This is a genomic window from Paraburkholderia dioscoreae, from assembly GCF_902459535.1.
GTDB lineage: Bacteria > Pseudomonadota > Gammaproteobacteria > Burkholderiales > Burkholderiaceae > Paraburkholderia > Paraburkholderia dioscoreae.
Map to the genome: position 1 here is coordinate 3,756,589 of NZ_LR699553.1, position 13,387 is coordinate 3,769,975.

At 64.7% G+C, this 13,387-nt stretch carries 11 protein-coding genes; 3 read left to right on the plus strand and 8 right to left on the minus strand.

The window, feature by feature from the left end:
* Nucleotides 1-15: 15 nt before the first annotated feature.
* Both PDMSB3_RS16920 and PDMSB3_RS16925 read right to left on the minus strand, forming a co-directional pair.
* Nucleotides 16-1,317, minus strand: coding sequence for an ATP-binding protein (locus tag PDMSB3_RS16920; RefSeq protein ID WP_007180517.1), 1,302 nt, complete (start codon nucleotides 1,315-1,317; stop codon nucleotides 16-18).
* 4 nt (nucleotides 1,318-1,321) lie between these two features.
* Nucleotides 1,322-1,984 (minus strand): response regulator, encoded by a 663-nt coding sequence (locus PDMSB3_RS16925; protein WP_007180516.1) that lies wholly within the window; start codon nucleotides 1,982-1,984, stop codon nucleotides 1,322-1,324.
* A 221-nt stretch (nucleotides 1,985-2,205) separates the two neighbouring features.
* Between PDMSB3_RS16925 and dacB the strand changes: the two genes are divergently transcribed.
* The 3 genes from dacB (at nucleotide 2,206) to PDMSB3_RS16940 (ending at nucleotide 6,392) form a co-directional block, all read left to right on the plus strand.
* Nucleotides 2,206-3,897: a D-alanyl-D-alanine carboxypeptidase/D-alanyl-D-alanine endopeptidase gene (gene dacB, locus PDMSB3_RS16930; RefSeq protein WP_007180515.1), complete on the plus strand. Its 1,692-nt coding sequence runs from the start codon at nucleotides 2,206-2,208 to the stop codon at nucleotides 3,895-3,897.
* 187 nt (nucleotides 3,898-4,084) lie between these two features.
* Nucleotides 4,085-5,050 carry a sterol desaturase family protein gene (locus PDMSB3_RS16935; protein WP_007180514.1) on the plus strand — a complete coding sequence of 322 codons (966 nt, stop codon included), beginning with the start codon at nucleotides 4,085-4,087 and terminating at the stop codon, nucleotides 5,048-5,050.
* A 94-nt stretch (nucleotides 5,051-5,144) separates the two neighbouring features.
* A complete protein-coding gene (locus PDMSB3_RS16940; protein ID WP_007180513.1) occupies nucleotides 5,145-6,392 on the plus strand; it encodes an SGNH/GDSL hydrolase family protein in 1,248 nt (415 codons plus the stop codon).
* A 94-nt stretch (nucleotides 6,393-6,486) separates the two neighbouring features.
* Here the strand turns inward: PDMSB3_RS16940 and PDMSB3_RS16945 are convergent, their stop codons facing one another.
* From PDMSB3_RS16945 to pyk, 6 genes are all read right to left on the minus strand, one after another.
* Nucleotides 6,487-7,527, minus strand: coding sequence for an L-threonylcarbamoyladenylate synthase (locus tag PDMSB3_RS16945; RefSeq protein ID WP_007180512.1), 1,041 nt, complete (start codon nucleotides 7,525-7,527; stop codon nucleotides 6,487-6,489).
* A gap of 10 nt (nucleotides 7,528-7,537) precedes the next feature.
* On the minus strand, nucleotides 7,538-8,734 hold the full coding sequence (locus PDMSB3_RS16950; protein ID WP_007180511.1) for a 5-(carboxyamino)imidazole ribonucleotide synthase: 1,197 nt from the start codon (nucleotides 8,732-8,734) through the stop codon (nucleotides 7,538-7,540).
* Between the two features lie 99 nt (nucleotides 8,735-8,833).
* The gene (purE, locus tag PDMSB3_RS16955) at nucleotides 8,834-9,352 is read right to left on the minus strand and encodes a 5-(carboxyamino)imidazole ribonucleotide mutase (RefSeq protein WP_007180510.1); all 519 of its coding nucleotides are present in this window, start codon (nucleotides 9,350-9,352) and stop codon (nucleotides 8,834-8,836) included.
* Between the two features lie 191 nt (nucleotides 9,353-9,543).
* Nucleotides 9,544-10,434, minus strand: a complete 891-nt coding sequence (locus PDMSB3_RS16960; RefSeq protein WP_007180509.1) for a phosphoribosylaminoimidazolesuccinocarboxamide synthase — start codon at nucleotides 10,432-10,434, stop codon at nucleotides 9,544-9,546.
* A gap of 133 nt (nucleotides 10,435-10,567) precedes the next feature.
* Nucleotides 10,568-11,632: a class II fructose-bisphosphate aldolase gene (gene fba, locus PDMSB3_RS16965; protein WP_007180508.1), complete on the minus strand. Its 1,065-nt coding sequence runs from the start codon at nucleotides 11,630-11,632 to the stop codon at nucleotides 10,568-10,570.
* A 261-nt stretch (nucleotides 11,633-11,893) separates the two neighbouring features.
* Nucleotides 11,894-13,330: a pyruvate kinase gene (gene pyk / locus PDMSB3_RS16970; RefSeq protein WP_165187003.1), complete on the minus strand. Its 1,437-nt coding sequence runs from the start codon at nucleotides 13,328-13,330 to the stop codon at nucleotides 11,894-11,896.
* Nucleotides 13,331-13,387 lie beyond the last annotated feature (57 nt).

A 13,387-nucleotide genomic window follows, 5' to 3' on the forward strand; every position in this document is an offset into this window, starting at 1 on the left:
CGGAAAGCCCCGCCTTCAAAAGCGCACGTTGACCTGCAACCCGCCCGCCGGCGATTCGTCGAGCGACACGGCGGCATGATGCTGCACGGCGATGCGGCGCACGATCGCAAGTCCCAGACCGCTGCCCGCCACGTCGGTACGCGCGCGATTCGCGCTGGCGCCCGCGCGATAGAAACGATCGAATACGCGATCGCGTTCGGCCGGTTCGATCCCCGGCCCGCTGTCGGCGATCCGCACGACCGGGTGCCCTTCTTCCACGCGCAGACTGACATCCACGTGACCGCCGCGCGGCGTGTATTTGGTTGCGTTATCCACGAGATTGTTGAACATCACGCGCAGTGCGTCGGCGTCGCCGATCACGGTGGCGGACTCCGTTGCCTCGATGCCGAGATCGACGCCGCGATTCTGTGCAAGCGGCGCGTAAGCCGCCACGCACTCCTGAAGCAGCGCGCGCAGATCGATCGCGTCGGTGGCGGCGAGTCCGTCCGGTTCGGAACGCGCGAGCGCCAGCAACTGTTCGGCAAGACGCGTGGCGCGGGTCACGCCCGCTTGCAGATCGGCGAGCGCTTCGCTGCGGCCGGCTTCGTCTTTCGCGCGCGCCACCAGTTGCGCCTGGATCTGCACGGCGGCCAGCGGCGTGCGCAATTCGTGCGCAGCGTCGGCGACGAATGCCTTCTGGATATCGAGCGCGGTGGCGAGCCGCTCCAGCAGACCGTTCAGCGCGCGCACGAGCGGTTGTACTTCGAGCGGCAGACGCTGGTCCGGCAGCGGATCGAGCGCCTCGGGGCGACGCGCGTCGAGCGCGCTGGTCACGCGCCGCAACGGCCTGAGTCCGCGCCCGACGATCACCCACACCGCGAGCCCCAGCAACGGCAGCAGCACGATCAACGGCCACAGCGTGCGTAGCGCGACGTTCGCGGCGAGCCGGTTGCGCACGGACACCGGCTGCGCCAGCTGCACTACGTTATCGCCGACGATCGCGCCATACACACGCCACTCGCCGCGATCCGTGTGCTCGGTGGAAAAGCCGAGTTCGGCGCGCGGAGCGAGCGGCGCACGCGGACGCGAGTAGTACATCAGCACGCCGTTGCGATTCCAGATCTGCAGCACGATGCCTTCGTCGCCGGTATCGCGCGAACCCAGCACCTGGGAGAACGGCTCCGACGGCAACGCCGCGGCGATCTGCTCCAACTGGTAATCGAAAAGTTCGTTGGCTTCGGCAAGCGCCTGCCGGTAGATCAGCCAACCCGCGATACCGACGCCGAGCAGCACCAGCGCCAGCAGCCAGACCAGCAATTGACGGCGAATCGAACGCATCGGCTCAGGCGTCCTTCGCGATCATGTAGCCGAGACCGCGCACGTTGCGGATCAGATCCGCGCCGAGTTTCTTGCGCAGCGCGTGAATGTAGACCTCGACGGTATTGCTGCCGATCTCCTCGCCCCAGCCGTACATTTTTTCCTCGAGCTGGCTCTTCGAGAGCACGGCGCCGGGACGCGCGAGCAACGCCTCGAGCAGCGCAAATTCACGCGCCGACAGCGCGACCGGCGCGCCGTCGAGCGTGACCTGATGCGAGGCCGGATCGAGCGTTAGATTGCCGAGGCGGATGGTCGAATCGCTGCGCCCGGATTGACGCCGGATCAGCGCGCGCATGCGGGCGCCGAGTTCGTCGAGATCGAAAGGTTTGACGAGGTAATCGTCGGCGCCGGCATCGAGACCTTTGACGCGATCCGCCACGGCGTCGCGCGCGGTGACGATCAGCACCGGCAGCGCGTGGCCGCGCGCGCGCAGCGTGCGCAGCACGTCGAGACCGTCACGCCTCGGCAGGCCCAGGTCGAGCAGCACGAGATCGTAAGGCTGGCTGGCTGCCGCGCTGAGCGCAGACTCTCCGTCTTCCACCCAATCGACCGCGAAGCCTTCGCCGCGCAGCGCCTTGCGCACGCCTTCCGCGATCATCCGGTCGTCTTCGACTAGCAAGATGCGCATGGTTATCCGTTCCGAATCGTTCGATGATGCCGCATTCTAGCGCCCGTCCCCGACATGTGCGGCGCGTGGCGCATTTTCCACCGCAGCCCGGCAGCATGTCTCTACAATGGGCGCTTTGCGTCGCGCGGCCGGCGTTTTCGTCCGCGCACCGCGCGATGCATTGCCGCAGCCTGGAAGACCGCGTGCCCCACCGCCCTGACATTTTGCTTTTTCGCCCGTCCATGACGCACGCTTTTCTGAGTTCTCTCGCACGTCGCGTATTCCATGCCGCGCAGCTTCCGCGTTGCTCGTCTGCTTCTGAGTCTGCTTCCGACACTCCCAACGCTTCCACGCCTCGCCTGCCTCGCCGGTTCGCGCCGCGCGCGAGCGCCTGGCTGCTCGCCTGTATCGCGCTAGGCTGCGGCGCATCGCTGCCGCTCGCCGCGCAGGCTCGCGTCAAGGCCACGCATCCGAGCGTCAACGTCACCACGGTATTGCCGCCGCCGGTGATGGCCGGCTTGCAGCGTGCACACGTGCCGTTGACGTCGATCAGCGTGGTCGTGGAGAAAGTCGGCGACCGCACGCCGATCGTCGCCCTGAACGCCGGCAAGCCGATGATGCCCGCCTCGACCATGAAGCTCGTCACCACGTACTCAGGCCTGTCGATACTCGGCCCCGAGTACCGCTGGCGCACCAGCGCCTACGCGGACGGCACTGTCGACGCCAACGGCGTGCTGCACGGCAATCTCTACATTCAGGGCACGGGAGACCCGAAGCTCGTGCCGGAAGAACTGATCGATCTCGTGCAGAAGATCCACAAGGCGGGCATCAACGGCATCGACGGTGCGCTGGTGCTCGACAAGCGCTACTTCGATCCGTCCACGCGCGACCTGCCGCCGTTCGACGACGACGCCACCGCGCCGTACAACGTCGGCCCCGATCCGCTGCTGTATGCGTTCAAATCGCTGTCCTTCACGCTGACGCCGTCGCCCGACGGCAGCGTCGCGATCGACGTGCTGCCCGCGCTCGCGCAATTGCAGATCGACAACCAGATGCACGCAGTCAACGGACCATGCCGCGGCGACGCGGCCTCCGTGTCGCCCACCGTCACGCCGCAGCCGAACGGCACCGTCGTGGCCTCGTTCGACGGCGACTATTCGGTGCGCTGCGGCCCGCGCACGATCAACGTCGCGGTGCTCGATCACTCGGCGTTTTTCGCGGGCGGTTTTCTTGCGCTGTGGCAACAGACCGGCGGCACGTTCAGCGGCGCGACGCGCGAAGGTGCCGTACCGGTGGGCGCGAAACTGGTGGCGACACACCAGGGGCCGATGCTGTCCGACATCGTGCGCGACATCAACAAGTTCAGCAACAACACGATGGCGCGCAATCTGTTCCTGACGATCGGCGCCACCGAGGAAAAGGGACCCGCCACGCCCGCCAAATCGGCGCGCGCGATCGAAGCGTTTCTGCGCCGCGACAGCATCAACATGGAATATCTGACGCTCGACAACGGCTCGGGCCTTTCGCGCGACGAGCACATCACCGCGCTCGCGCTCGCCGATCTGCTGCAGCGGGCCAACGCGAGTCCGGTCGCGCAGGTGTTCGTGGAATCGCTGCCGATCGCGGGGGTCGACGGCACCATGCGCAACCGGCTGACCAACCAGGGTGCGGGCGGCAACGCGCACATCAAGACAGGCACCTTGCGCGATGTGCGAGCAATTGCGGGCTATGTGGCCTCGGCGGACGGCAATAGTTACGTGGTCGTCAGCCTGATCAACGATCCGCATTCAGAAGCCGCGCGCGCCGCGCACGATGCGCTGCTCGAATGGGTGTACCAGGGTCCGTCGCAAGGCTTTACCAAAGTCTCCGATCCGGTCGTCGAACCGCGTGGCAGCAAGCCCAGGAAAAACCCGCACCAGCGCGGCGCTCACTGAGTGTTCCTTCTAGCGAAGCCGCGCGCGGCAACGTCCTAAGCGTGTACGCTGTCGGGCAGTGTTTGAGGCGCGCGTAAAACGCTGGACGCGGCGCCGGGACCGCCCACCGTTGATGGTCCCGCTCAAACAATAACGACAACACCGTCTGCGCACGGCGCGACGGCCAGGGACCACGGAGGAAGACACGATGCAATTCGATGCCGAATTGCTGCTGCTCGGCATGGCGCCAGTCTTTCTCGCATGCATCGGCTGGGAAGCCTGGCACCTGAAGCGCACGCGCCCGGGCGCGCAACTCTATAGCTGGCACGACACGCTCTGCAACGCCGCGCTCGCGCTGATGCAGCAAGCCGCCGACAAGCTCGCGTGGCTCGCCATCATCCCCGTCTACGCCTTCTTCTACGACCACTACCGCGTTGTCACGTGGCAGGCGAACCGGGTCTCGTTCGTCGTCCTGTTCGTCGCTCAGGATCTGCTCTACTACGTGTTTCACCGTTGCAGCCATCGTGTGCGCTGGCTGTGGGCCGCGCATGTCGTACACCACTCGTCGGAACGCATGAATTTTTCGACCGCGTTTCGCCAGAGCCTGATGTATCCGGTTGCGGGCATGTGGCTGTTCTGGATTCCGCTTGCCGTGCTCGGCTTTGCGCCGAAGCAGATCGTCGCGATCGTGCTGATCAACCTGGGCTTTCAGTTTTTCGTGCATACGCAGGCCATCGGCAAACTCGGCTGGCTCGAATACGTGTTCAACACGCCGTCGATCCATCGCGTTCATCACGCGCGCAACGACCGCTATATCGACCGCAACTATGCCGGCGTGCTGGTGATCTGGGATCGCCTGTTCGGCAGCTACGTGGAGGAAGACCCGCGCGATGCGCCCGCCTACGGCATCGTCGAGTCGCTTCACACATACAACCCGCTGAAGGCGACGTTTCACGAGTGGGCGTCGATGGCCGCCGACTTCGCAAGCGTATCCGGCTGGCGCAACAAGCTGCGCGCGCTGTTTGCGCCGCCCGCGTGGGCCGCGGATTATCATGCGCGGCGCGGCGGCGCCGGTGCATCGGTGTCGCGTGCGGACTCAAGTGAAAATTCAGGCGAAGCGATTCGCGTGAAGCAGGACCATACGGCCGCGTTTCGAGCACCACGCAGGCCGTAGAAGATTCTGTAAGCTGTCGTCACGCCGCTCAAGCGGTGGGCGCTGCCTGCAGCACATGGCATAAGGGCCACACATACGAGGAGATGTAGTCAACATGAAGCAAACAGCATCGAGGAAACAACATTGGCTGCGCGTGACGCAGATCGCCGTCGCCAGCACGGCTTTTGCGTTGCTTGCGGCTTGCGGCGGGGGCGGCGATAACAACAATGCGAGCAGCACGCCTGCCGGCGGCGTCAAATTGCAGGTCGTGTCGTTCGGCGACAGCCTGTCGGATGTCGGCACGTACGCGCCGGTGATTCAGGGGAGCTTCGGCGGCGGCCGCTTCACGACGAACCCGGGTGAAGTGTGGACACAAAAGGTCGCGGAGTATTACGGCGACACGTTGAAGCCGGCGTATCTCGGCGGCTTCGGCCAGCCGCTGGTCGCAGCGGGCGGCTACGGCTACGCGCAGGGCGGCTCGGACGTCGTCAACGCCCAAGGCCAGGGTTGGGCGCCCAATAACATGGCCGCGACGACCGTGCCGGTGGTGGCGCAGGTGGCCAACTACCTGGGCGAGCATACGAGCTTCAACGCGAACCAGCTCGTGCTGATAAACGGCGGTGCGAACGACATCTTCCAGTTCGCGGGAACCACCGCCAATCTGACCGCGCTCGGCGCCGCGCTGCAGACGCAGTACCCGCTGCTCGTGCAGGCCGGCAAACTGCCGAACTCGCAGGCGGGTCAGGTGGCGTTCATCGTCGGCTACCTGCAGCAGCTGGCCAACCCGCAGATCGCGCAGGCCGCCACCCAGCTCGCCGCGCAAGTGCAGACCATCGTCAACTCGGGCGCGACTCACGTGGTGGTGTCGACGGTGCCGGACATCGGCAATACGCCGCTCGGCGTTGCAGCCAACGCGAGCACGCCTGGCTCGGCTGCACTGCTGACCGGGATTACCGCGGCGTATAACTACCTGCTGGTTCAGAACATGACGGCCCTTGGCCTGATGGGTACGGGCAAGGTCATCGTGGCCGATGCGTTCACGTGGCTGGATCAGCAGTTGCCGAACTACCAGGCGCTGGGCTTCGCGGTGTCCAACACCGGCACGGCCTGTAACCTGACGTCGATGCAGAACAATGCGACCGCGTACGCCACCGCCAATCCGAGTGCGACGAACGGGCTGACTCCGGCCCAGTATGGCGCCCAGTTCGGCTCGTCGCTGTTCTGCTCGCCGCAGACTTATACGGTGGCTGGCGCTGACCAGACGTACATGTTCGCGGACACGGTCCACCCGAGCTCGCACCTGCATGCGTTGTTCGCGCAGTACGTGCAGCAGCAGATCGCGGCAACGGGATTGGGGAAGTAAATTGAGGATGGCCGCGTCGCAGGTTTGGGCCAGCGGCGTGGCCCTGTTTGTTGGGCTGGCTTTTTTGGTCTTTTCTTGAGTTGTTAATGGTCTATCAGTCTTGCGCTGCAAACGCAGCCGCAGCCCGCCCCAACCGATCATTAACAGCAATCCACTCAATCGTATCCGGCAGCTTCTCGATAAGAATTCGCGAAACGTTCGCGTGGTCGAGAACCCTCAGCAGGCCGTACAGTTCACGCGCATAGACATGCGGATCTTCAGGCGCTGCGATGAAATGCACGCCCTCGGCATCGGCCCAATGTCCCGCACGCGAAGCGCGCGCCACCAACGCCACGCGCTCATCCGCTTGCCGCGCGGCAAGCAAAGTCTCCAGCGCGCCAAACGGCAATAGCGCCAACGGCGTGCGCGGCGCATAGTGCGCCTTCAATGTACCGGACGCGCGCGGCGCAGTCGCGTCCGAACCGTCGGGCAAGCGCGGCGCCTCGCCGAGCACGTCGGCGATATCTTGCGGCGTGACGCGCCCCGGCCTCAACAGCGCCGGAAAGCCGCGCGACAAATCCAGAATGGTCGATTCGATACCGACATCCGACGCGCCGCCGTCCAGCACATGAATCGTGTCGCCGAACTCGTCTCGCACATGTTGCGCCGTGGTCGGGCTCACATGCCCGAACCGGTTCGCCGACGGCGCCGCCACACCGCCATGTCCACTGCGCAATGCGCTGAACGCCTCCAGCAAAGCTTGCGCAACAGGATGCGATGGACAGCGCAACCCCACCGAATCCTGCCCGCCGCTCACCGCCGCCGGAATACGGGCGGCGCGCTTCAGTATCAACGTGAGCGGCCCCGGCCAGAACGCGTCGATCAGCCGCTGTGCTTCCGCAGGCAAATACTCGACCCAGTAGTTCGGATCGCCTTGCGGCGCAAGATGCACGATGACGGGATGATTCGCCGGCCGGCCTTTCGCCGCATAAATACGCGCGACCGCGTCGGGATTCTCCGCGTCGCCGCCGAGACCGTACACCGTCTCCGTGGGGAATGCGACCAGCTCTCCCGCATCGAGCAAGGCCGCCGCGTGTTCGATCTGCGCGGCGCTCACAGGCAATGCGCCTTCGGCGGGTTTCTGTTGATCCGGCATGGCTTTCGTATCAGCTCGTGATGATGTGCAGAAGCCGTGCGCAATCGCGCGCAGCGGTACGGGCTTCTTCGAGCGTAGCCGCCGTGAAGTTCACGTGGCCCATCTTCCGGCCACAACGCGCCTCTTCCTTGCCGTACAGATGCAAACGCGCCGCCGGCATCGCGGCGACCTCCTGCCAGGGCGGCGTGACCGCCGGGCGCTTCGGCCCGTCCGGAAACCACACATCGCCGAGAATGTTCAGCATCACCGCCGGCGAATGCTGACGTGTATCGCCCAGCGGCATGCCGGTCATGGCGCGCACCTGCTGCTCGAACTGACTGGTCGCGCAGGCGTCGACGGTGTAATGGCCAGAATTGTGCGGACGCGGCGCCATTTCATTGGCGACCAGCGAACCGTCTTCGAGAATGAAGAACTCGACGCACAGCACGCCCACGTAACCGAGCTTGTCGGCGATTTGCAGCGCGGCCTGTTGCGCCTGCTGGACGAGCGTCGGGCTCGCGTCCGGCGCCGGGACGATGGTGTGCGACAGCACGCCGTCGCGATGCGTGTTCTGCGCGAGCGGATAGACCACCGAGGCGCCGCTCGCCGCCCGCGCAATCAGCGCGGACACTTCGAACTTCAACGGCAAACGCTTTTCCAGCACGCACGGCACGCCGGCGAGCGAAGCATGCGCCTCGCGCACTTCCTCGGCGTTGCGCACGCGAATCTGGCCTTTGCCGTCGTAGCCCATGCGGGCGGTCTTGAGAATGCCCGGCAGCACGGCTTCGAGTTTGGCGTCGTCGAGCGCGGCGAGCGCATCCGACGACTCGATCACCACATGCGGCGCGACCGTCACGCCCGACGACGCAATGAAGCGTTTCTCGGCAATACGGTCCTGCGCCACGGCGACGCAGCGGCCAGCCGGACTCACGAAGGTGGTCCGCGCGAGGAAGTCGAGGCTCGCGGCCGGCACGTTCTCGAACTCCGTGGACACCGCCGCGCACAGCCGCGCGAGTTCGATGAGCGACGCTTCGTCGTTGTACGCCGCGCGCAGATGGCGATCGGCAACGGCGCCCGCCGGACTGTTTTCGTCCGGATCGAGCACGGCGACGCGATAGCCCATAGCCTGAGCGGCAAAGCAGAACATGCGGCCGAGCTGGCCGCCACCGACCATGCCAAGCCATGCGCCGGGCAGAATCGGTGAAACCGGTGTGTTGTCTGGGTTCATCTTAGTAGTCGGTCGCGGCCGGGTGTGCATGCAATGCGATGGCAGGCACCCGGCCGGGGGTCGGACAGGGGGACGTCTTGAAGCAATCAGTCTGTGCGCTTACAGCGCCGGCAACACCATAGCGTGGGCCGCTTCGTTCTGGCGCACGCGGAATGCAGCCAGCTTCTCCGCGTATTCATTGCTCGTGCCGCTCAGCAGCGACACGGCGAACAGTGCCGCATTCGCCGCGCCTGCTTCGCCAATCGCAAACGTAGCGACCGGCACGCCCTTGGGCATCTGCACGATCGAATGCAACGAATCGACGCCCTTCAGGTACTTGCTCGCCACCGGCACGCCGAGCACCGGCACCGTGGTCTTGGCCGCCAGCATTCCCGGCAGATGCGCCGCGCCGCCCGCGCCGGCGATGATCGCGCGAATGCCGCGCTCACGCGCGCTTTCAGCATAGGCGAACATTTCGTCGGGCATGCGGTGCGCGGACACGACCTTCGCTTCGTAGGGCACGCCGAATTCCTGCAGAATGGCCACGGCGTTTTTCATGACTTCCCAGTCGGAACTGGAACCCATCAGCACGCCGACAACCGGCGCGCCGTGCGTATGGGCGGTTTGAGCTTCACTCATGTTACGGCTTCCTTGTTTCTCGAGAGCGCCCCGGAACCGGTCGCTTCGCGCCAGGTCCAGAGAGGGTGATTCCCCAATCCCTTCCGGGACTTCCTTCGGGGCGAGGTACTTTCCCTGGCGAAGGACTTCCTGCGGCACGGAACCGTTGAGGCGGCCTTTTCAGGCGGCGCGAATCCAACCGGTGCGCGGAATCAGGCGAGCTTGTGCCCGGTCAGGCGTTCGAGCGCTTCCTGGTATTTCTCGCCCGTCTTCGCGACCACGTCGTCGGGCAGCTTCGGTGCTGGCGGCTCTTTCTTCCACGGCTGGGTTTCGAGCCAGTCGCGCACGAACTGCTTGTCGAACGACGGCGGATTGGTGCCGACCTGATATTGATCGGCCGGCCAGAAACGCGACGAGTCCGCGGTCAGCGCCTCGTCCATCAGGTACAGCTTGCCGTGGTTGTCCAGCCCGAACTCGAACTTCGTATCCGCGATGATGATGCCGCGCGTGGCCGCGTAATCTGCGGCTTCCTTGTACAGCTTGATCGAGATGTCGCGGATCGTGGCCGACAGTTCGGTGCCGATGCGGCGTTCCATCTCGTCGTACGTGATGTTTTCGTCGTGGTGGCCCATTTCCGCCTTGGCCGCCGGCGTGAAAATCGGCTCGGGCAGCTTCTGCGCGTTCTGCAGACCCGGCGGCAATACGACGCCGCACACCGAACCGGTAGCCTGGTAATCTTTCCAGCCGCTGCCGGCCAGATAGCCGCGCACCACGGCTTCGACGAGGATCGGCTCGAGACGCTTCACGACCACCGCGCGGCCCTTGACCTGCTCCACTTCGTCTGCCGCCACCACGGATTCGGGCGCGACGCCCGTGAGGTGGTTCGGCACCACGTGCTTGAGTTTTTCGAACCAGAAGTTCGCCATTTCGTTGAGCACACGGCCCTTATTCGGAATCGGCTCGCCCATGATGACGTCGAACGCCGACAGACGGTCGGTCGTGACGATCAGCAACTGGTCGTTGCCCACCGCATAGTTGTCGCGGACTTTACCGCGGCCGAGCAGCGGCAGCGAGTGGAGCGTGGATTCGTAGAGGGTAGACATCGTCGTGGTTCGCTAAAAAATGGGACAAAAAGTGTGACCGGAACAAAAGGGAAACGCCGTTCCCCGGATGATGCGGGAACGGCGATCTAACAACAACCTGGCCAAACGGCCAGGCGCAGTGCATGTTGACAGCTTAGCGGACGACTTGCGCGAGCTCGCCCGACTTGTACTTCTCCGCGATTTTATCAAGCGTAACCGGCTTGATCTTGCCTGCCTGGCCTTCGCAGCCGAATTGCGTGTAGCGCTCGATACAGATCTTCATCGCCGCTTCGCGCGCCGGCTTCAGGTAATCGCGCGGATCGAACTTGCCCGGGTTGGTCGCCATGTAGCGGCGGATCGCGCCGGTGATCGCCAGACGCAGGTCGGTGTCGATATTGACCTTGCGCACGCCGTTCTTGATGCCTTCCTGGATTTCCTCGACCGGCACGCCGTAGGTTTCCTTCATGTCACCGCCGAATTCGCGGATTTCAGCCAGCAGTTCCTGCGGCACCGACGACGACCCGTGCATCACCAAGTGCGTGTTCGGAATGCGCTGGTGGATTTCCTTGATGCGCTGGATCGACAGAATGTCGCCCGTGGGCTTCTTGCTGAACTTGTACGCGCCGTGCGACGTACCGATCGCGATAGCCAGCGCGTCGCACTGGGTCAGCTTGACGAAGTCGGCCGCCTGCTCCGGATCGGTCAACAGCTGCTCGCGCGTCATCGTGCCTTCCGCGCCGTGGCCGTCTTCCTTGTCGCCCTTCATGGTTTCCAGCGAACCGAGCACGCCCAGTTCCGCTTCCACCGTGATGCCGATCGAATGCGCCGCTTCCACGACCTTGCGCGACACATCCACGTTGTACTCGTACGAGGCGACCGTCTTGCCGTCGGCTTCGAGCGAACCGTCCATCATCACGCTGGTGAAACCGCTGCGGATCGCCGCCATGCAGACCGCTGGCGACTGGCCGTGGTCCTGGTGCATCACGACCGGAATATGCGGATACGACTCGACCGCGGCTTCGATCAGGTGGCGCAGGAACGCCTCGCCCGCGTACTTACGCGCGCCGGCCGAAGCCTGCATGATGACCGGTGCGTTGACCTTGTCGGCGGCCGCCATGATCGCCTGCACCTGCTCCAGGTTGTTCACGTTGAATGCCGGAAGGCCATAGCCGTTTTCAGCGGCATGGTCCAGCAGTTGACGCATTGATACGAGAGGCATGCTTAACTCCTTAGATTGAAACGAATTCCTGGGCCGTCGGCATCTTTTGGGCGATTTTATCGCGAAGCAAGCTGCATACCCGTCACACACGCCCTGAAGCGCGGAGCGGTGCTGCCCGCTGCAACGCGCGACTGGAGCCTGTGCGCCGCCTCTCGCGGGGCACGGCAGCCTGCTTCGGCCAATCAGCCGGGTGCCGATCGAGCCGTGTGCGTCGATCCGGAGGAAGGGCTTCAGCACTTCCTCCGTTGCCACGCAGCACGATCAATACGGCTCGCCGACCCGTACGATCTTCAGCGTATTCGTGCCGCCGGCCTGCCCCATCGGCTCGCCGACGGTCAGCACCACCATGTCGCCGCGCGACGCGTAGCCCTTGCTCACCACGGTTTCCAACGCCTGCTGCAACGCGGTGTCGCGGTCTGTGTTGGTATCGAGGTGCAGCGACGTCACGTTGCGGTACAGCGCCATTGCCCGTTCACTGCCCACGCGCGGTGTGAGCGCGAAGATCGGCACGTGAGTCCAGTGACGCGACATCCACAACGCGGTCGAGCCGGATTCCGTCAACGCCACGATCGCCTTCGCGCCGAGATGGAACGCTGTGAAGAGCGCGCCCATTGCGATCGACTGGTCGATCCGCGTGAACGTGCGGTCGAGGAAATCCTTGTCCAGCTCCGACTGCTCCGACTTCTCGGCTTCGATACAGATCGCCGCCATGGTCTCGATGGTCTGCACCGGATACTTGCCCGCCGCCGATTCCGCCGACAGCATCACCGCGTCCGTGCCGTCCAGCACGGCGTTGGCGACGTCCGACACCTCGGCGCGGGTCGGCACCGGCGCGTGAATCATCGACTCCATCATCTGCGTGGCGGTGATCACGAATTTGTTCGATTCGCGCGCCATACGAATCATGCGCTTTTGCAGCGCCGGAACTGCGGCATTCCCCACTTCCACGGCCAGATCGCCGCGCGCAACCATGATGCCGTCCGACGCGTCGAGAATGCCTTGCAGCGCCGGAATCGCTTCGGCGCGCTCGATCTTGGCGATCATCTTCGGCTTGACGCCGAACGGCGCGCCGGCAATGTTCGCCAACTGGCGGGCCATTTCCATGTCGGTCGCGTTCTTCGGGAACGATACCGCGACATAATCGACGCCGAGCGACATGGCGGTGCGAATATCTTCCATGTCCTTGGCGGTCAGCGCCGGCGCGGAAAGACCGCCGCCCTGGCGGTTGATGCCCTTGTTGTTCGACAGCTCGCCGCCGATCTTGACGACCGTGTGGATCTCGTTGCCGATCACGCGCGAAACGCTCAGCACGATCAAGCCGTCGTTGAGCAACAGCACGTCGCCCGGTTTCAGGTCGCGCGGCAGGTCTTTGTAGTCGAGGCCGGCGCGTTGCTCGTTGCCGAGTTCGCAGTCGGCGTCGAGCACGAACGGCTCGCCGGCGACCAGCATGATCTTGCCGTTTTCAAATTTGCCGACCCGGATCTTCGGGCCTTGCAGGTCCGCCATGATGGCGACTTCGCGGCCGGCCTGGCGGGCCGCCTCGCGCACGAATTCGGCGCGCTGGCGGTGGTCGTCGGCGGTGCCGTGCGAGAAATTGAGCCGCACCACGTCCAACCCCGCCTGAATCATTTGCAGCAGGATTTCCGGCGTATTGGAAGCCGGTCCGATGGTAGCGACAATCTTGGTGGCGCGATGCATGAGTCTCCTCGTCTGGGTGAGATCGCTGGAAAGAACGCTGCGAGTCGGATGCGGAGG

What these genes read in the sequence shown, in the direction of transcription:
- PDMSB3_RS16920 (WP_007180517.1), bottom strand. Translation starts at nt 1,317, where the DNA reads ATGCGTTCGATTCGCCGTCAATTGCTGGTCTGGCTGCTGGCGCTGGTG.
- PDMSB3_RS16925 (WP_007180516.1), bottom strand. Translation starts at nt 1,984, where the DNA reads ATGCGCATCTTGCTAGTCGAAGACGACCGGATGATCGCGGAAGGCGTG.
- dacB (WP_007180515.1), top strand. Translation starts at nt 2,206, where the DNA reads ATGACGCACGCTTTTCTGAGTTCTCTCGCACGTCGCGTATTCCATGCC.
- PDMSB3_RS16935 (WP_007180514.1), top strand. Translation starts at nt 4,085, where the DNA reads ATGCAATTCGATGCCGAATTGCTGCTGCTCGGCATGGCGCCAGTCTTT.
- PDMSB3_RS16940 (WP_007180513.1), top strand. Translation starts at nt 5,145, where the DNA reads ATGAAGCAAACAGCATCGAGGAAACAACATTGGCTGCGCGTGACGCAG.
- PDMSB3_RS16945 (WP_007180512.1), bottom strand. Translation starts at nt 7,527, where the DNA reads ATGCCGGATCAACAGAAACCCGCCGAAGGCGCATTGCCTGTGAGCGCC.
- PDMSB3_RS16950 (WP_007180511.1), bottom strand. Translation starts at nt 8,734, where the DNA reads ATGAACCCAGACAACACACCGGTTTCACCGATTCTGCCCGGCGCATGG.
- purE (WP_007180510.1), bottom strand. Translation starts at nt 9,352, where the DNA reads ATGAGTGAAGCTCAAACCGCCCATACGCACGGCGCGCCGGTTGTCGGC.
- PDMSB3_RS16960 (WP_007180509.1), bottom strand. Translation starts at nt 10,434, where the DNA reads ATGTCTACCCTCTACGAATCCACGCTCCACTCGCTGCCGCTGCTCGGC.
- fba (WP_007180508.1), bottom strand. Translation starts at nt 11,632, where the DNA reads ATGCCTCTCGTATCAATGCGTCAACTGCTGGACCATGCCGCTGAAAAC.
- pyk (WP_165187003.1), bottom strand. Translation starts at nt 13,330, where the DNA reads ATGCATCGCGCCACCAAGATTGTCGCTACCATCGGACCGGCTTCCAAT.